Source organism: Erythrobacter sp. (assembly GCF_035194505.1).
Classification (GTDB): domain Bacteria; phylum Pseudomonadota; class Alphaproteobacteria; order Sphingomonadales; family Sphingomonadaceae; genus Erythrobacter.
On sequence record NZ_CP136573.1, the window covers coordinates 2,572,904 to 2,588,806 of the forward strand.

The window sequence follows — 15,903 nt, forward strand, 5'->3', positions numbered from 1 at the left end:
AACCGAACCGTTCCGAAAGCGGCGACGTTCAATCCATGGATTGCCGCGTCGCCTGCGGCTCCTCGCAATGACGAGATTGAATACGTGTCAGACACCCTCACTCGCCTCGAAGCGACCATCGCCCAGCGCCTCACCGCCTCGCCGGAGGAAAGCTATGTGGCCAAGCTCCACGCCAAGGGCCTCGCCAAGATCGCGCAGAAGCTCGGCGAGGAAGCGACCGAGGTGGTGATCGCCGCGCTGGCCGGTGACGAGGCCGAGTTGGTGGGCGAGGCAGCGGACGTGATCTTCCACCTGATGGTGCTGCTCGCCGAAAAGGGCGTGCCGCTGGACAAGGTGCTCGCTGAGCTGGACCGCCGCGAGGGCACCTCGGGCATCGCCGAAAAAGCCTCCCGCAAGGACTGACACCCATGCCGATCGACCCGACCCTGCCCTATGACGACGCCAATATCTTCGCGAAGATCCTGCGCGGGGAAATCCCCTCGCGGAAGGTCTACGAGGATGATTGGGCCTTCGCCTTCGAGGACATCAACCCGCAGGCCGAGGTGCACACGCTGGTGGTGCCCAAGGGGGCTTATGTCAGCTGGGACGATTTCTCGGCCAAGGCGTCCGACGCGGAAATCGGCGGCTTCGTGCGCGCTGTCGGCGAAGTCGCCCGCATGAAGGGGCTGGTCGAACCCGGCTACCGCCTGCTCGCCAATATCGGCACGCATGGCGGGCAGGAAGTGCCGCACCTCCACGTCCACATCTTCGGCGGCCAGCCTTTGGGACCGATGATCGCGCGGCGTTGATCGCGGACAGGACTCGTTTCACCGCCGTTCATCGACAAATCGCAACACCTGCCTTTGCAGCGATTCCCCGCTGCGCTAGGTGAGCGCAGATGATCTCTCCCAACCCTCCCGGCGGCATTCTTGACGGGGCGCGGCACCTCTATGCGGTGCGCGTCTATTACGAGGATACCGACCTTTCGGGGATCACCTACCACGCCAATTATCTGCGCTGGTTCGAGCGGGCGCGGTCCGATCTGCTGCGGCTGCTCGGGATCGACCAGCGCGCGGCGATCGAGACGGGTGAGGGCGCCTATGCCCTGTCCGAGGTGAACCTTCGCTACCTGCGCCCGGCCAAGCTCGACGATGATGTGGTGATCGAAACCCGCTGCACCGAGCTGGGCGCGGCCTCGTGCCGGATGCACCAGATCGCGAGACGGGGCGACGAGATGCTGTGCGAGGCGCACCTGCGCGTCGGCTTCATCACCCTCGATGGCCGCCCGCGCCGTCAGCCTGCCGCATGGCGGGATGCTTTTGCAGACTTCATGAACAAGGAAACCTGATCCCGTGACGCTTGGCTTTCTCAGCGCCGCCGCTTCTGCCGCCGCTCCGACCCGGCTCGATCCGGTCGAACTGTTCCTGCAGGCCGATATCATCGTGCAGGCGGTGATGCTCGGCCTGATCCTCGCGAGCGTGTGGGTGTGGACGATCATTGTCTCCTTCAGCATGCGGATCGGCAAGCTCGGCAAGGCCTCGCGCGCCTACGAGGATGCCTTCTGGAGCGAGCACGACACCGAGGCCCTCGTCAGCAAGCAGCAGCGCAAGGAAGTGCCCGCCGCACGCGTGGTCGGCGCGGGGCTGGACGAATGGAAGAAGTCTACCGCCAAGCAGCCGGTTGACCGCGAGGCGACCCGCCAGCGCATCGGCGCGGCGATGGAAAGCCAGGTCGCCGAGGAGGCGGACGAGCTTGCGGGCAGGCTCAATTTCCTCGCCACGGTCGGCTCGGTCGCGCCCTTTGTGGGCCTGTTCGGCACGGTGTGGGGGATCATGAACTCCTTCTTCCAGATCGGCGCGCAGCAGAGCGCGAGCCTCGCAGTCGTGGCCCCCGGCATTGCCGAAGCGCTGTTTGCAACCGCCATCGGCCTGTTCGCGGCGATCCCCGCCGTCATCGCCTACAACCGCTTCTCGGGCGCGGTGAATGTCTATGAGGCCAAGCTCCAGCGCTTTGCCGACAAGGTCCATGCCGGCCTGAGCCGCGAGTTGGACCGGGTGTGATGGGGATGGGTGTTTCCTCCTCCTCCCGCAGCCGCGGCAAGCGCTCGCGCCGGGCGGCGATGGCCGAGATCAACGTCACCCCGCTGGTGGACGTGATGCTGGTGCTGCTGATCATCTTCATGGTCACGGTGACGCTGCCTGCGGTTGGCGTGCCGGTGGAACTGCCCGAAAGCCGCGCCGCACCGGTCGAGGAAAAGCCGGACCAGATCACCATCTCGATCGACCGGGCGGGCGTCATCTATATCGAGGACGAGCCGGTCGCGGCGGGCGCGCTTCCGCAAGCGCTGGAAGCTCTCAAGCGCGGGGGCGAGCCGGAGCCCCTGGTGGTACTGCGCGGAGATCGCTCGCTTGATTACGGACGGGTGATGCGGGTGATGGGCGAGCTGGGCCGCGCTGGCTTCACCTCGATCTCGCTGGTCACCGACGGTTCAGTTTCGGCCCCATAGTCCGGTACGCATCATGGGAGAGATCGCGCTTCGCAACGAGGAGAAGGTCGGCCTGCTGGCAGCATTGGTGCTGCACGGCGCGCTGGTGACCGTGCTGCTCATGCAGACGGTGCGCTCCGAGGTCGCGGTGTTCCCTGATCGCATGACGGTGAGCCTTGCGACCGAAGTGGGGTTGGAGGCGCAATCGCCCGATCCGGTGGCCGAGAGCCGCGCGGCCATCGCCCCGACGCTGGCGGAGGATCCCGCGCCCGCGCCTGAAGCGGCCAAGCCCGCGCCGCCCACCCGCGTCCAGCCCGCCCCGCCGCCGAAGCCCGTCACCCGCACCGCCACCCAGCAGCCCGCGCCGACGCGTGACCGCTCGCGCCCTGATCGCACCGCGCCAAAGCCCGCCGCCACGCCTGCCAAGGCGGCGGCCAAGGGCGGGGGCAGCCGGATCGGGGACGACTTCCTCGAAGGCAAGGGCAGCTCCACCACCACCACCGAAACCCGCGCCCCTGCGGCCAAGTTCGGCGCGCAGGAGGCTGCGGACCTGCGCTCGGCGATCACCCGCCAGATCAAGCGCAACTGGACGGCGCCCAACGGGGTGGAGGCCGAATTGCTGGTGTCGGTGGTCAGCTGGAAGCTCAATCCCGACGGGACGCTCAAGGGCCGCCCGACGTGCCGCACCAACCCGAGCAGCATCACCGAAGCCAACCGTCCGCAGGCCGCGCTCCATTGCGAGCGGGCGATCCGTGCGGTGCAACTCGCCGATTTCTCCAAATTGCCCGATCAGTTCTATAGTCGCTGGGACGATCTCGAATGGCAATTCGACCGAAGGCTCTGACATGACCAAGACATTCTTCCTCCTCACTGCCGCCCTGCTGGCCGCGCCCGCCATGGCGCAGGACTTGGGCGCGCCCATCGGGGAAGATCAGCGGGTCGAGAGCGTGACGGTCGAAGGCGAGGACGCCGACGGCCCGCTGCGCGGCACGGTGACCGACGAAAGCGCATGGTCGGACATCGGCATCGCCATCCCCGCCTTCGCCACTGACCGCGAGCGGGCTACCCCCGCCAACGAGGCCGGCACCGGCGCGCTGGGCCGCGAGATTGCCCGCGTCATCACCGCCAACCTGCGCAACAACGGGTTGTTCAAGCCGGTCGGCCCCGACAGCCTGCCCCAGCCCGCCTTCCCGCAGATCACCGCGCCCGAATTCAGCACCTGGAGCGGGCGCAGCGCGGAGATGCTGGTGCACGGCTATGTCCGCGCGCGTGACGATGGCCGGCTGGTGGTCGGCTGCTACCTCTATGACGTCGCCTTGCAGCAGCAGCTGGTGCGCGAGGGCTGGGTGGTGGGCCCGGCCGACTGGCGGCGCGCGGCGCACAAGTGCTCCGACCTCATCTTCAGCCGTTTGACCGGCGAGAGCCCGTTCTTCGACAGCCGCATCGCCTATATCGCCGAGACGGGGCCGAAGGATGCCCGCGTCAAGCGCCTTGCGGTGATGGATTCGGACGGGGCGAACCACCGCTTCCTGACCTTGGGCAGCGCCACCGCGCTCACCCCGCGCTATTCGCCCGACTATTCGAAGATCCTCTATCTCTCATACGTCGACGGCAATCCGCGCATCTATGTCTATGACCTTGGCACCGGCAAGCAGACGCTGGTGACCGAGAACAAGAGCCCGACGCTCGCCCCGCGCTGGTCGCCCGATGGCAAGTCGATCCTCTATTCGATGGCGGTTGCGGGCAATACCGAGATCTACCGCGTGCCCGCCACGGGCGGGGCGAGCGTCAAGCTCACCAACTCGCCCGGCATCGACGTGGGCGGCAGCTACTCGCCCGATGGCAGCAAGATCGTGTTCGAGAGCGACCGTTCGGGCAGCCAGCAGTGCTACATCATGAATGCCGATGGTTCGAACCAGCGCCGCATCAGCTTCTTTGGCGGGCGCTGCGCCACGCCCGAATGGAGCCCGCGCGGCGACCAGATCGCCTTCACGCGCATTGCCGGCGATTTCAACGTCGCGGTGATGAGCCCCACCGGCGGGAACATGCGCGTGCTGACCAAGGGCTGGCAGGACGAGGCGCCGACATGGGCGCCCAATGGCCGCATCATCCAGTTCTTCCGCACCGAGGCGAACACCGGGCGTTCGGGCATCTGGCAGGTGGACCTGACCGGTGAGAACGAGCGCCGCCTGCCGACCCCGGTTGACGCCTCCGATCCGGCCTGGGGCCCGATCCGCCCCTGAGCCAGCAACGCGCCGAACCCTTCACCCCGAATGACAAGCCGAAAGGAACCATCATGAACACCAAGCTTGCCACCGCTCTGCTGCTGGCCTCGGCCACCGGCCTTGCCGCCTGCGCCAAGAAGCCGCCCGAGCAGCTGCCCCCGCCGCCCTCGCAGACGGTGACCCAGCCGCAGACCCGCCCGCAGGTCCAGCCGACCGGGCCGAGCGTCGGCACGCAGGCGCACTTCGCCGCGGCGGTCGGCGGATCGACCACGGTCTATTTCGATACCGACAAGTACAACATCGATTCGCAGGATGCCGCCGCCTTGCAGGCGCAGGCGCAGTACTTCGCACGCTATCCGCAGGTCACCTTCACCATCGAAGGCCATGCCGATGAACGGGGAACGCGCGAATACAACATCGCGCTGGGCGAAAAGCGCGCGACTGCGGCGAAGAACTTCCTCGTCAGCCTCGGCGTCGATCCGGGCCGCATCGCGGTGGTGAGCTACGGCAAGGAGCGCCCCGTGGCGCTCGGTTCGGACGAAACCTCGTGGGCGCGTAACCGCCGCGCCGCGAGCGTGATCATCAACTGATGATCAGCTGTTGTGCAGGTCGGGCGAAAGTCCGGCCTGCACCTCGAAGGGCGCAGGCGCCGCGGGCGCCTCGATCCCGGCCAGATCCCGCGCGCCCGTGACGATGCACAGCCCGGCAAGGGCGAGCACGGAAAACAGGCTGGAGAGGGTCAGTTGCTGGCTCATCGGATCTTCTGCTTGGCGGAACGGGAACGATTCCGCGCGCGGTGGTTATCTTGCAATGCAACATTTCACATTGCAACTGGTTCCCGCATTCTCACGGCTTTCCAACATCGGCCACTGCGCCTAGATGGGACGCGTGACTCCATCGACCAACGACATGACGCCCGGGGCGAACCCGTGAGCCGCGCGCGCCGCTCGATGGACTGGGGCTTTCCGCGCTGGCGGGGCTATGGCTCCTCGCAGGACGCGGTCAATGTCCGCATCTGCGATCGCCACGGCTGCGACGAGCCGGGCAATTGCCCCGCGCCCAAGGCGCCCAACAGCCGCGACCGGTGGTATTTCTGCCAGAAGCACGCGGCCGAATATAATTCGCGCTGGGACTATTTCGAAGGCCTCGAAGCCGCCGAGAAGGAAGAACGCGCCCGCGCCGAAAGGGCCGAGAATGCGGGCTATGCCGAGGCGGCGCATTACGGCTGGGCGGGTTCGGGCGACGGATCACGCAGCGCGGATGAAATGCGCGCGCTGGAAGTGCTGGGGCTGGAGGCCGACGCCGATTTCGCCGCCGTGAAGAAAGCGTACCGCGCCCGCGCCAAGGAAGTGCACCCCGATGTGAAGCCGGGCGATGCCGAGGCGGCCAAGCAGTTCCAGCTGATCCAGACCAGCTACGAAGTCCTGCGCGCCGCCGAAGAACGCCGCGAGTGGCGGGGCTGAGCGCCTAGGGCTGCGGCCCCGCGAAGCCCTTGCCTTTGCTGTCGATCTGCGGATCGGGGTTGTCGTTCCACCACGCCACATCGGTCCACGGGCGCACGTCGATCTCGTGGGTCCAGCAATTGCGCGGCTGGTGGGCGAGGTGCCAATAGGTTTCGGCCAGCACCGCCGGATCGATGATGCCTTGCGCGCCCTTGTTCGCCTTGAAGGTCTCGTAGCGGTCTCCGAGGAGCTTGCCGAGCGTGTCGGGCGCATCGACTGCGCCGTCGACCACCACGTGGGCGACATGGACGCCCTTGGGGGCAAACTCGGCGTTCAAAGTCTGGCACAGCATCCGCCGCCCGCCCATGGCTGCGGCATGGCTGTGCTGCCCGGCATTGCCGCGCATCGCTGCCGTGGCCGAGGTGACCAGCAGCGTGCCATGCGCGCCGGTCTTGGCGCGCTCCACCATCGCCGGGAACAGCGCATGGGCGAGGCGGAACACCCCGTAGGTGCCGAGCCGCCAGCCGAGCTCGAAAATGCGGTGCGGGGTCGCCTCCAAGGGCCGGTTCCCGATCTGCGCGCCGAGATTGTAGAGCGCTGTGTGGATCGGGCCGACATCGCGTTCGGTGCGCGCGACCAGCTCCTCGATCGCGCCGTCCTCCGCCGCATTGAGCAGCGTGCCGCTGGCCGAGCCGCCCGCCGTTTCGATCTGGCCGACCAGCCGCTGGAGCCCCGCCTCGTCAGAGCGGCGCGCCATGACCGCGTGATAGCCCCCCGCAGCAAAGCGCATGGCGGCATTGCCCCCGATCCCGGCCCCCGCGCCGATCACCAGAAACACGGGCTTGCGGCTGTCGGTCATGCGAAGTCTCCCCTCAGATCAGGCTGGTGATGCCCCATACCACGCCGACCAGCAGGAACACGCCTGCCAGATCAAGCAGCGCACCGGCAGCGACCATGCGCTCGATCCGGATCCGGCCCGTGGCCCATGCAATCGCATTGGGGCCGGTGCCGGCGGGGAGCATGAAGCCCCAGCTTGCCGCGAGCGCTGCGGGCAGGGCAAGCAGCACCGGATCAGCTCCGAGCGCGACCACCAGCGCGGCGACCACCGGGACGATCCCCGTCGCGGTCGCGACATTGCTGGCGAATTCGGTGATCACGATCACCAGCGCCGTGACCGCCAGCGCGACGAGCACCGGCGGCCATGTGCCGAGCGGCAGCAGCGCCTGCCCCAGCCAGTCGGTGAGACCCGAAGCCTGCATCCCGCCTGCCAGCGCCAGCCCGCCGCCGAACATGAAGATCACGCTCCACGGCGCATGGCGCGCCTCGTCCCACACCAGCAGGGTGCGGCCCGTGCCGTCGGGCAGGAGGAACAGCGCGAGCGCCGCGAGCACCGCGATCGTGCCATCGGTCCATGACCCGGGCGGCAGCAGCGGGGCGACGAGCGGCTGGGTGACCCAGCCCAGAAATGTCAGCGCGAACAGCAGCGCGAGCCGCTGCTCGGCGCTGCTCCAGCCCGCATCACTGGCAATCGCGGCGCGGGCGCTGGCAATGTCGAAGGGATGCGCGCCCACCTTCTGCACCCGGGCGATGATCCATGCTGCGAGCGGAATGCTTAGCAGCACCAGCGGAATGCCGTAGAGCGACCACTGGACAAAGCTGATCCGCACGCCGGCGATGTTCTCCAGCAGCCCCAGCGAAATCGCATTGGTGGGCGAGCCGACGATAGTGCCCAATCCGCCGATGCTGGCGGCAAAGGCGATCCCCATCGGCAGGGCGCCCGAGATGCCGTCTTGCTGAACGCCATGCCCAGCCTCACTGGAAGGCGTGCCCGCCTCCAGCACTGCCAGCGCCATCGGCATCATGATCAGCGCGGTCGAGGTGTTGGAGATGAACATCGATATGAGCGCGGCCGAGATCATGAAGGCAAACAGCAGCCGCCCCGGCCCGCCGCCGCTCCCCACCATTCGCAGGATCGCAAGGCTCAACCGCCGGTGCAGGCCGGTGCGCTCGATGGCGAGAGCAATGAAGGCCCCGCCCAGCAGCAGGAACAGGATCGGGGAGTAGTAATCACCCGCCGTCTCCTCGGCGCTGGCTACCCCGGCGAGCGGCAGGACGAGGAAGGGCAGCAGCGCGGTGACCGCCATCGGCACGGCCTCGGTCATCCACCACACGGCCATCCACACGGTCAGCCCCGCCACCAGCCACGCCCCCGGCGCCATGCCCGCCGGCGGCGGCAGCAGCGCGGCGAGCGCAAAGGCCAGCGGGCCCAGCACCAGCCCGGCACGTTGCAAAACCGCTGTCTGTGCCTGTTCCCCCGCCATCACCAGGGGAGGTAACAGCCGAGCGCCCCCCGCGGCAAGAGCGGCGCGGGGCTTCGTGCGCCTATTTGACTTCCGACTTGTCGGCCGGATCGCCGGGCAGATCGATATTGCTGAAGGTCACCGTGCCGGTGCGGCCCTGGCGGATGATCTCCTGGAATTTGGTCTCGCGCTCCTTGAGCAGCGCGGCCATGCTCTGCGGGATGCGGAAGCTGGTGGAGACCCCGTTCGAGGTGATGTTCTGGTAGCTCGGCTCGCGCACGCCGCCTTCCAGATCGGCGATGTCATATTCGGCCACCACCGGCTCGGCTCCGCTGGTGCTGGCGAGCAGGGCGCTGGTCTTCTCGTCGGAATAGCGCGCGAGGTGGGCGCGCAGATCGCGCTCGAAATCGGGGAAGAAGAAGGGGGCGGCCTCCTTGTAGAGCTCGGACACCTGCAAGCGCCCGCCCAGCTCCTGCGTGCCGCGCAGCGAGTTCACGAAATCCGCCGCGCCGCGCACCAGCAGCCGCCCGACATTCTCGGCGTTGAAGGCCTCGCGCTGCAATGACGGCCCGCCGATCTCGCCGCGCCAGAAGCCGTAGATCACCGCCGGATCCTTCCAGTGGCGATAGACGATCTTCTCGCGGATATCGCGGGGGCTGAGCCTCACCCCTTCCACGGTGATGAAGCGCGCCTCGTCCAAGTGCACGCCATCGATCAGGATCTCGCGCGGCTGGCGGATCGGCCAGGCCAGCGCGATCTGTTCCACCAGCGCGACATTGTGGAGGTTGATCCAGTAGGCCAGCTGCTCGTTGCGCGGCAGGGCCTGGATGTCGACGATGGTGGCAGTGTTCTCCAGATCCCGGCGATATTCGGAGAAGCTGGCGATCACGTCGCGGTCGAGGAAGCTGAACATCACGCGCGTGCCTTCGAGCCGGTAGCGCGAGACATGGCCGTACTGGCGGCGGGTGCCGAAGCTGGGATCGGGGCGCGGGGCGCTTTCGCGCAGTGACGGGCCCATCGAGACCACGATGTTCTTCATCGCCTCGTCCCAGATCGAATAGTCGATCCCGTCGTTGTTGGGATTTTGCGAGGGGATGAAGGTCGCCAGCTGCGCCTCGCTCGGTGCGGCCTGTGCCTGCGCTGCGGCAGGGGCAGCAAGAGCGGCCAGCGCGGCGGCGGCCAGCAGGGCGGTGCGGATCGTGGGCAGCATGAGCGGGGGTGTTCCTGAAGCGGGGTGCGGGAGTTCCGGGGGGGGGGGGCACGGCAAGTCTGGCCAAGGCGGCTCTGACGAGGGGACAAACGACGCCGGAGCGCCTTGGTGCCCGCCCAATAGCAGATTGGCGCGCAAAGGTGTTGCCGCCAATCGTCTGGCGTGGGCGGTTTATCGAGCCGGATTGCTGTTGGTCGGACAGGTGCCAGCAAAAAGGGGCAGGCCTGCGCGGCCCGCCCCTCTTGCTATGTGCCTGTGGGTGCAGCCTATTTGGGCGCGAGCACCATCAGCATCTGGCGGCCTTCGAGGCGCGGGAAGGCTTCGACCTTGGCGACTTCGGCGACATCGTCCTGCACCCGCTTGAGCAAGTCCATGCCGAGGTGCTGGTGCGCCATTTCGCGCCCGCGGAAGCGCAGGGTGATCTTCACCTTGTCGCCATTGTCGATGAACTTGGTGACGTTGCGCATCTTCACGTCATAGTCGTGCGTGTCGATGTTCGGACGCATCTTCACTTCCTTGATGTCCTGCGTCTTCTGGCTCTTGCGCGCGAGGTTGGCCTTCTTCTGGGCCTCGTAGCGATACTTGCCGACATCGAGGAACTTGCACACCGGCGGGTCCGCGTTGGGGGACACTTCGACGAGGTTGAGGCCCTTCTCGTTGGCCTGCTCGATCGCTTCGCGGGTGTACATCACGCCAAGGTTTTCGCCTTCGTCATCGATGACGCGGACCTTGGGGACATTGATCATGTTATCAAAACGCGGGCCGCTTTTTACGGGCGGGGCCAACGAGCGCCGGGGTGGACGTGATATGGGGTGTTCTCCTGTTGTGGCTTCGTGCCTGCGCGCTCCTTAGTCCGAAACGCGTGAGAAGGCTAGGTGGAGTCTTACGCCGCCGCCTGCCACAGCGGAAAGCGGGCGATGCGGCCCTTGGCGGGCATCAGCGCTTCGATGGCACGCGCGGGTTGCAGCGCGCCGAGGATCTCGGGGTGGGCGGCGTCGAGCCCGCCGGTGAGGGCGCCGAAAGCGGGCAGGATCATGCGCTCGCTCCCTCCGGCCCCGCGCCCAAGAACTGCACAGGGGCGGGCGATATGGCGATTGCGGACATTGGCGCGCAGCTTGGGGTGGTAGTGGCCCGAGAGTTCCGGCGCGGTCTCTCCGGCGCGGGCTTCGTGGCGCAGGATCACGCCGCTCAGTTCCAGCTCGGGCACAATCGTCCCGCCGAAGCCGCGCGGCAGTTCCTCGTCATGGTTGCCGGTGATCCACACCCAGTCCAATGCCCGCGTCAGCGCCTCCAGCATCCCGGTGCAATGCGCATCGAGCCTTAATGCGCCCGCGTCATCATGGAAGTTGTCGCCCAGCGTGATCACCCGCCTTGCACCCGTCGCCCGCACCGCATCGGCGAGCCGCTCGAGCGTATCGCGGCTGTCATAGGGCGGGAGCATAGACCCACGCGCCGCGAACCAGCTCGCCTTCTCCAGATGCAGGTCTGCCACCAGCAGCGCGCGCTCCGCCGGCCAGTAGAGCGCGCGCCCTTGCCCGAGAGCAAGCTCGTGTCCGGCAAAGGCAAAGGGGGCGAACATAGCGCGAACCATTGCCCGTTATTGCCCGCAAAGATTCGCCTTGGCAACCGGTTGCCGGGACTTGCGGCCAGCGCTGGCTCGCCTATGGTGCGCAGAAACTGACGGACGGGGATGTATGACGGACTGGACACCTTACACCGAGCGCGCGCGCGTCTGGTTCGAAGACCTGCGCGACCAGATCTGCGCCGAATTCGAGGCGATCGAGCGCGAGGCCGGCTCTGACGCGGCCTTCCAATACACCCCGTGGCAGCGCGAAGAGGCGGGCAATCCCGATCCCGGCGGCGGCACCCAGGGCCTGATGAAGGGCAAGGTGTTCGAGAAGGTCGGCGTCAATGTCTCGACCGTGCGCGGCAGCTTCGCCAAGGAATTTGCAGGCTCGATCAACGGGGCGAGCGCCGACAATCCCGGCTTTGTCGCCACCGGCATCAGCCTTGTCGCGCACATGAGCAACCCGCACGTCCCCGCGGTGCACATGAACACCCGCTTCCTCACCACCACCAAGGCGTGGTTCGGCGGCGGCGCGGACCTCAATCCGCCGATCCCCTATGCCGAGGACACGGCCGAGTTCCACGCCGCGATGCAGGCCGCCTGCGATCCGCACAACGAAAGCTATTACGAGCGCTATTCCAAGTGGGCGGAGGAGTATTTCTACATCCCCCACCGCCAGGTCGGACGCGGGGTGGGCGGCATCTTCTGCGACCATCTCGAATGTCCCGATGATGCCGCATGGGAGCGCAATTTCGCCTTCATCCAGGATATCGGCAAGCAGTTCCTCGCCGCCTTCCCCGCCATCGTCAGGAAGCGCATGGGCACGCCCTTCGACGCCGCTGATGAAGCGCGGATGTTCGAATACCGGGGTCGCTATGCCGAGTTCAACCTCGTCTATGACCGGGGCACGATCTTCGGCCTCAAGACCGGCGGCAATATCGACGCGATCCTGATGAGCCTGCCGCCGCGCGCCACGTGGAGCTAGCGCGCGCGGTGCAACAGACGCGCCGGACTGCGGCTTTCTTCGCACTTGCGGCAAAGCGCCCCCGCGCTCATATTCGCTGACGATGCTGCGCCAGTACGAACTCGTCGAGAAAGTCCTCGATTACGATCCCCATGCCGACGAGGGGATGCTGAACCGCGCCTATGTCTACACCGTGCAGAAGCACGGCAGCCAGAAGCGCGCCAGCGGGGACCCCTATTTCTCGCACCCCGTCGAAGTCGCCGGTCTGATGACCGATCTGAAGCTCGACATGGCGACGATCATCACCGCGCTGCTGCACGACACGGTCGAAGATACCCTCGCCACGATCGAGGATATCGAGGCGCACTTTGGCCCCGAAGTCGCGCGGCTGGTGGACGGGGTGACCAAGCTCTCCAAGATCGAGGCCATGCCCGAGAACGAGCGCGCGGCGGAGAACCTGCGCAAGTTCCTGCTCGCCATGTCGGAAGACATCCGCGTGCTGCTGGTCAAGCTCGCCGACCGCCTGCACAACATGCGCACGCTCCACTTCATCAAGAACCCGGACAAGCGCAAACGCATCGCCCGCGAGACGATGGATATCTACGCTCCCCTCGCCGAGCGGGTGGGGATGTATGAATACATGCACGAGATGCAGGCGCTGGCCTTCCGCGAGCTGGAGCCGGAGGCCTATGCCACCATCACCGGGCGGCTCGAACAATTGCGCTCGCAGGCCGGCGGGCAGGTGGGCGCCATCGCGCTCACCATCAAGCAGCGCCTTGCCGAAGCGGGCCTCAAGGTCGAGGTGCAGGGCCGCGAGAAGCACCCGTTCTCGATCTGGCACAAGATGGCCGAACGCCATGTCAGCTTCGAACAAGTCACCGATATCATGGCCTTCCGCGTCCTCACCGAGACCGAGGAGGATTGCTACCGCGCGCTGGGCATCCTGCACACCACGTGGCAATTCCTGCCTGGGCGCTTCAAGGACTATATCTCGACGCCCAAGTCGAACGGCTACCGTTCCTTGCACACCTCGCTGATGTACGAGAATTCGATGCGCGTCGAAGTGCAGGTGCGCACCCGCGAGATGCACCGCACCAACGAATTCGGCCTTGCGGCGCACTGGGCCTACAAGCAGGGCGACAAGCCCGATGGTGCGGTGGGCTGGCTGCGCGATCTGATCGAGATCGTCGATGCCAGCCATGATGCCGAAGAGCTGCTCGAACACACCCGCATGGCGATCTATCAGGATCGTATCTTCGCCTTCACCCCCAAGGGCGCGCTGTTCCAGCTGCCCAAGGGCGCGACCGCGGTGGATTTCGCCTTCGCGGTCCACACCAAGCTCGGGATGCAGACCGCGGGCGCGAAGATCAACGGGCGGCATATGCCGCTGCGCACCCCGCTCAACAACGGCGATGTGGTGGAGATCATCAAGAACCCCCACGCCGCCCCGCAATTGTCGTGGCTGGCCTTTGTCGTCACCGGCAAGGCGCGCGCCGCGATCCGCCGTTCGGTGCGCCTGAAAGAGCGTGACGAGGTCGCCGCGATCGGCTCGAAACTGTTCGACGAGATCGCCGCCCGCGTGCCCGCGCGCATCGGCAAGAAGGCGATCCGCGCCGCGGTGGAACGGCTCGGCATGGAGGAGCCCGACGACCTCATGTACGCGATCGGCGCCGCCAAGGTGACCGACCGCGAGGTGATGGAAGCCCTTGTCCCCGGCTGCACCGCTGGCGCCGATGACGGCGAGCAGTGGGAACGGCGCGAGCGCGCGATCTCGATCCGCGGCCTGACGCCGGGCGTCGCCTTCGATCTTGCGCCCTGCTGCCATCCCGTGCCGGGTGATCGCATCGTCGGCATCCGCCGCAAGGGCGAGACGGTGCTCGTCCATGCGATCGACTGTCTGGAACTCGCCAGCGGCGTGGACAGCGACTGGATCGACCTTGCCTGGGGCAACCAGTCCTCCGGCGCGACCGGCCAGCTATCGGTGACGATCTACGACCGGCTGGGAACGCTTGCCGAAATGGCGGGCATCTTTGCCCAGAACAAGGCCAACATCATCACGCTGATGCAGGCCCAGATCGATCATCCTTTCGTCACCTACGATATCGAAGTCGAAGTGACGGATTCGGCGCACTTGAACCGCATCATCAGCGCCCTGCGCGCCAGCGACGCCGTGGCGCAGGCCGAACGACAGTAGCCCCCCATTCGTCATCCCGGCGAAGGCCGGGACCCAGAGCGGCCATGGGCCCCAGCCTGCGCCGGGGTGACGATGATGGATCAAGGCTGGTCCATGGATTGCTTCCCCCCGATCAAGTCCGCGCTCGCAATGACGACTAAGGCGCCGCCCGCCGCACCGGCACGCGGATGTTGCAGATATCCGCCCCGCCTGCGGGGGCGATGAAGAAGGGATCGCGGCGGTTCGCGATGGCCTCGGCATACCGGATGAAGGTTCCGCTGTCGGTCGAGAGATATTCGAAGGCCGGTTGCTCGGCAGATGGCAGGTCGCTCGCCACCCTTACGCTGAGGATCGGGGTGCGCTTGCCCGCTTCATGGGCGGCGTAGAAGCCCAGTTCGCCCTTGCCACGCGGCAGGCTGGAGAGGTGCTCCATCCCCTCGATCACGCGGCCCACAAGCGCGATGTTGCGATCCAAGTGGCGCGGCGCATGGCCGATCACGGTGTAGAGCTCCGCGCCCGAACCGGTGTCGGGAGAGTAGTTCCGCCCCACGCCGACCATGCCGTAGCAGTGGACGGGCCAGAACCTCTCGTCCTCGCCAGCAAATGGCCAACCCTGCGTAAAGGCCGAGAACGCCGAATAACGGTCAGCCAGCGCTGCGCGCCCCTTCTGGCTCTGCTCTGGTTCCGGCAAGGCGGCGAGAGCTTCGAGATCGACCCCGGCAGTCACCAGCCCCGTGACCGTAGCCGCGCCTTGCCTTATGCCACGATCTGCAGCTCCCGCAGGAACGAAGGATGCGGCCGTATACTCCGCCTCCCCCATCACCTTCAGCCCCTCGGGCAGTGGCTTGGGCTTCCCCGTCGCCTCGGGGTTGTCGTAATTGGGATCGCCCCACTGGGTGACGTAATTGTCCTGCACGCGGTTGACCGAGATATTGTCGTACCACTTGGCGCGGGCGAACAGCTTGATGTTGTGGATCCAGCCCAGCGAGAACGGCGCAGGCATCAGCTGGATCACCACTGTGCGTGGGCGGCCCTCGGCATCCGGGGCGAGAGTCATTACCAGCAGGTCCTCGGCCGCAATCGCCACCCAGTCGCTCTTCGGCGCGGCGGCGACGATTTCCGGCGGGGTCGGAATTGCGGGCTTGGCGCTCTCCTGAGCGTAGGCGGGCAGGGCGAGGGCGAGGGCCGCCGATGCGGCAAGGATGGCTCTGTGCATGGGCGAAGTGTGCCACGCGCAAGGCTGCGCCGCCAGCCTCGGTTTGGGGGGCGCAAAAGGGGGCTTTCCTACATTGGCAGCGCGCGCGATAGGTCGTGCACAGGCCCGGGCTGCGGCGCGCGTGTTTTTCCGGCGTGAAACATTGCTCCCGCGCGGGAAAATGGCGGAATTCTGCGAAAAAGCGGGGCCAAATCCAACATGCCAAGGCTGTTCCAGACCCGCTCCAGACCCCCCTTAGCCCCGGTTTGACCCCCTCTTGACCCCCTCATAGCCCCCAATTGGGCCGATGTTTCACGCTTCCAGCCCGGCTTTGGGCACAGGCAAAAGGGCTGCAAATTGTAG

18 protein-coding genes are annotated in these 15,903 nt (G+C 66.7%); 11 read left to right on the plus strand and 7 right to left on the minus strand.

Annotated features, from left to right (window positions below):
- The first annotated feature begins 84 nt into the window (after positions 1–84).
- The 8 genes from RSE14_RS12675 to pal all read left to right on the plus strand — a co-directional run bounded on the left by RSE14_RS12675 (position 85) and on the right by pal (position 5,279).
- Positions 85–402: a phosphoribosyl-ATP diphosphatase gene (locus RSE14_RS12675; RefSeq protein ID WP_416379383.1), complete on the plus strand. Its 318-nt coding sequence runs from the start codon at positions 85–87 to the stop codon at positions 400–402.
- 5 nt (positions 403–407) lie between these two features.
- On the plus strand, positions 408–788 hold the full coding sequence (locus RSE14_RS12680) for a histidine triad nucleotide-binding protein (protein ID WP_324074190.1): 381 nt from the start codon (positions 408–410) through the stop codon (positions 786–788).
- Positions 789–877: 89 nt separating this feature from the next.
- Positions 878–1,327, plus strand: coding sequence for a YbgC/FadM family acyl-CoA thioesterase (locus RSE14_RS12685; RefSeq protein WP_324074192.1), 450 nt, complete (start codon positions 878–880; stop codon positions 1,325–1,327).
- 4 nt (positions 1,328–1,331) lie between these two features.
- Positions 1,332–2,039, plus strand: coding sequence for a protein TolQ (tolQ, locus tag RSE14_RS12690; RefSeq protein ID WP_324074194.1), 708 nt, complete (start codon positions 1,332–1,334; stop codon positions 2,037–2,039).
- The gene (locus tag RSE14_RS12695; RefSeq protein ID WP_324074196.1) at positions 2,039–2,485 is read left to right on the plus strand and encodes an ExbD/TolR family protein; all 447 of its coding nucleotides are present in this window, start codon (positions 2,039–2,041) and stop codon (positions 2,483–2,485) included. Before tolQ ends, RSE14_RS12695 begins: the two co-directional genes overlap by 1 nt.
- A gap of 13 nt (positions 2,486–2,498) precedes the next feature.
- Positions 2,499–3,308: a cell envelope integrity protein TolA gene (locus RSE14_RS12700; RefSeq protein WP_324074198.1), complete on the plus strand. Its 810-nt coding sequence runs from the start codon at positions 2,499–2,501 to the stop codon at positions 3,306–3,308.
- 1 nt (position 3,309) lies between these two features.
- A complete protein-coding gene (gene tolB, locus RSE14_RS12705; RefSeq protein WP_324074199.1) occupies positions 3,310–4,707 on the plus strand; it encodes a Tol-Pal system beta propeller repeat protein TolB in 1,398 nt (465 codons plus the stop codon).
- 53 nt (positions 4,708–4,760) lie between these two features.
- Complete coding sequence (pal, locus tag RSE14_RS12710; protein WP_324074201.1) at positions 4,761–5,279, plus strand: peptidoglycan-associated lipoprotein Pal; 519 nt, start codon at positions 4,761–4,763, stop codon at positions 5,277–5,279.
- A gap of 3 nt (positions 5,280–5,282) precedes the next feature.
- Here pal and RSE14_RS12715 read toward each other — a convergent pair whose 3' ends face one another.
- The gene (locus RSE14_RS12715) at positions 5,283–5,444 is read right to left on the minus strand and encodes a hypothetical protein (protein WP_324074203.1); all 162 of its coding nucleotides are present in this window, start codon (positions 5,442–5,444) and stop codon (positions 5,283–5,285) included.
- 174 nt (positions 5,445–5,618) lie between these two features.
- Here RSE14_RS12715 and RSE14_RS12720 point away from each other — a divergent pair, with 174 nt between their 5' ends.
- Entirely contained in the window at positions 5,619–6,152 is a 534-nt protein-coding gene (locus RSE14_RS12720) for a J domain-containing protein (protein ID WP_324074204.1), read from the plus strand.
- Positions 6,153–6,156: 4 nt separating this feature from the next.
- On the opposite strand, the gene RSE14_RS12725 is transcribed toward RSE14_RS12720, so the two are convergent.
- The 5 genes from RSE14_RS12725 to pdeM form a co-directional block, all read right to left on the minus strand.
- A complete protein-coding gene (locus RSE14_RS12725; protein ID WP_324074206.1) occupies positions 6,157–6,990 on the minus strand; it encodes an SDR family NAD(P)-dependent oxidoreductase in 834 nt (277 codons plus the stop codon).
- Positions 6,991–7,003: 13 nt separating this feature from the next.
- Entirely contained in the window at positions 7,004–8,452 is a 1,449-nt protein-coding gene (locus RSE14_RS12730; protein WP_324076921.1) for an SLC13 family permease, read from the minus strand.
- A 61-nt stretch (positions 8,453–8,513) separates the two neighbouring features.
- Positions 8,514–9,641 carry a DUF547 domain-containing protein gene (locus RSE14_RS12735; RefSeq protein ID WP_324074207.1) on the minus strand — a complete coding sequence of 376 codons (1,128 nt, stop codon included), beginning with the start codon at positions 9,639–9,641 and terminating at the stop codon, positions 8,514–8,516.
- Between the two features lie 266 nt (positions 9,642–9,907).
- On the minus strand, positions 9,908–10,387 hold the full coding sequence (gene infC, locus RSE14_RS12740; protein WP_324074208.1) for a translation initiation factor IF-3: 480 nt from the start codon (positions 10,385–10,387) through the stop codon (positions 9,908–9,910).
- A 137-nt stretch (positions 10,388–10,524) separates the two neighbouring features.
- On the minus strand, positions 10,525–11,220 hold the full coding sequence (gene pdeM, locus RSE14_RS12745) for a ligase-associated DNA damage response endonuclease PdeM (RefSeq protein ID WP_324074209.1): 696 nt from the start codon (positions 11,218–11,220) through the stop codon (positions 10,525–10,527).
- 115 nt (positions 11,221–11,335) lie between these two features.
- On the opposite strand from pdeM, the gene hemF reads away from it, so the two are divergent.
- Both hemF and RSE14_RS12755 read left to right on the plus strand, forming a co-directional pair.
- Entirely contained in the window at positions 11,336–12,193 is an 858-nt protein-coding gene (gene hemF, locus RSE14_RS12750) for an oxygen-dependent coproporphyrinogen oxidase (protein WP_324074211.1), read from the plus strand.
- Between the two features lie 82 nt (positions 12,194–12,275).
- Positions 12,276–14,366, plus strand: a complete 2,091-nt coding sequence (locus RSE14_RS12755) for a RelA/SpoT family protein (protein ID WP_324074214.1) — start codon at positions 12,276–12,278, stop codon at positions 14,364–14,366.
- A gap of 136 nt (positions 14,367–14,502) precedes the next feature.
- Here RSE14_RS12755 and RSE14_RS12760 read toward each other — a convergent pair whose 3' ends face one another.
- Positions 14,503–15,561 carry a peptidylprolyl isomerase gene (locus RSE14_RS12760; RefSeq protein WP_324074215.1) on the minus strand — a complete coding sequence of 353 codons (1,059 nt, stop codon included), beginning with the start codon at positions 15,559–15,561 and terminating at the stop codon, positions 14,503–14,505.
- Positions 15,562–15,903: the final 342 nt, after the last annotated feature.

Excerpts from the sequence above, each read along its gene's own strand:
- RSE14_RS12680 (WP_324074190.1), top strand. The coding sequence starts at position 408 with ATGCCGATCGACCCGACCCTGCCCTATGACGACGCCAATATCTTCGCG.
- RSE14_RS12685 (WP_324074192.1), top strand. The coding sequence starts at position 878 with ATGATCTCTCCCAACCCTCCCGGCGGCATTCTTGACGGGGCGCGGCAC.
- RSE14_RS12695 (WP_324074196.1), top strand. The coding sequence starts at position 2,039 with ATGGGGATGGGTGTTTCCTCCTCCTCCCGCAGCCGCGGCAAGCGCTCG.
- RSE14_RS12700 (WP_324074198.1), top strand. The coding sequence starts at position 2,499 with ATGGGAGAGATCGCGCTTCGCAACGAGGAGAAGGTCGGCCTGCTGGCA.
- tolB (WP_324074199.1), top strand. The coding sequence starts at position 3,310 with ATGACCAAGACATTCTTCCTCCTCACTGCCGCCCTGCTGGCCGCGCCC.
- pal (WP_324074201.1), top strand. The coding sequence starts at position 4,761 with ATGAACACCAAGCTTGCCACCGCTCTGCTGCTGGCCTCGGCCACCGGC.
- RSE14_RS12715 (WP_324074203.1), bottom strand. The coding sequence starts at position 5,444 with ATGAGCCAGCAACTGACCCTCTCCAGCCTGTTTTCCGTGCTCGCCCTT.
- RSE14_RS12725 (WP_324074206.1), bottom strand. The coding sequence starts at position 6,990 with ATGACCGACAGCCGCAAGCCCGTGTTTCTGGTGATCGGCGCGGGGGCC.
- RSE14_RS12730 (WP_324076921.1), bottom strand. The coding sequence starts at position 8,452 with ATGGCGGGGGAACAGGCACAGACAGCGGTTTTGCAACGTGCCGGGCTG.
- RSE14_RS12735 (WP_324074207.1), bottom strand. The coding sequence starts at position 9,641 with ATGCTGCCCACGATCCGCACCGCCCTGCTGGCCGCCGCCGCGCTGGCC.
- infC (WP_324074208.1), bottom strand. The coding sequence starts at position 10,387 with ATGATCAATGTCCCCAAGGTCCGCGTCATCGATGACGAAGGCGAAAAC.
- pdeM (WP_324074209.1), bottom strand. The coding sequence starts at position 11,220 with ATGTTCGCCCCCTTTGCCTTTGCCGGACACGAGCTTGCTCTCGGGCAA.
- hemF (WP_324074211.1), top strand. The coding sequence starts at position 11,336 with ATGACGGACTGGACACCTTACACCGAGCGCGCGCGCGTCTGGTTCGAA.
- RSE14_RS12755 (WP_324074214.1), top strand. The coding sequence starts at position 12,276 with ATGCTGCGCCAGTACGAACTCGTCGAGAAAGTCCTCGATTACGATCCC.
- RSE14_RS12760 (WP_324074215.1), bottom strand. The coding sequence starts at position 15,561 with ATGCACAGAGCCATCCTTGCCGCATCGGCGGCCCTCGCCCTCGCCCTG.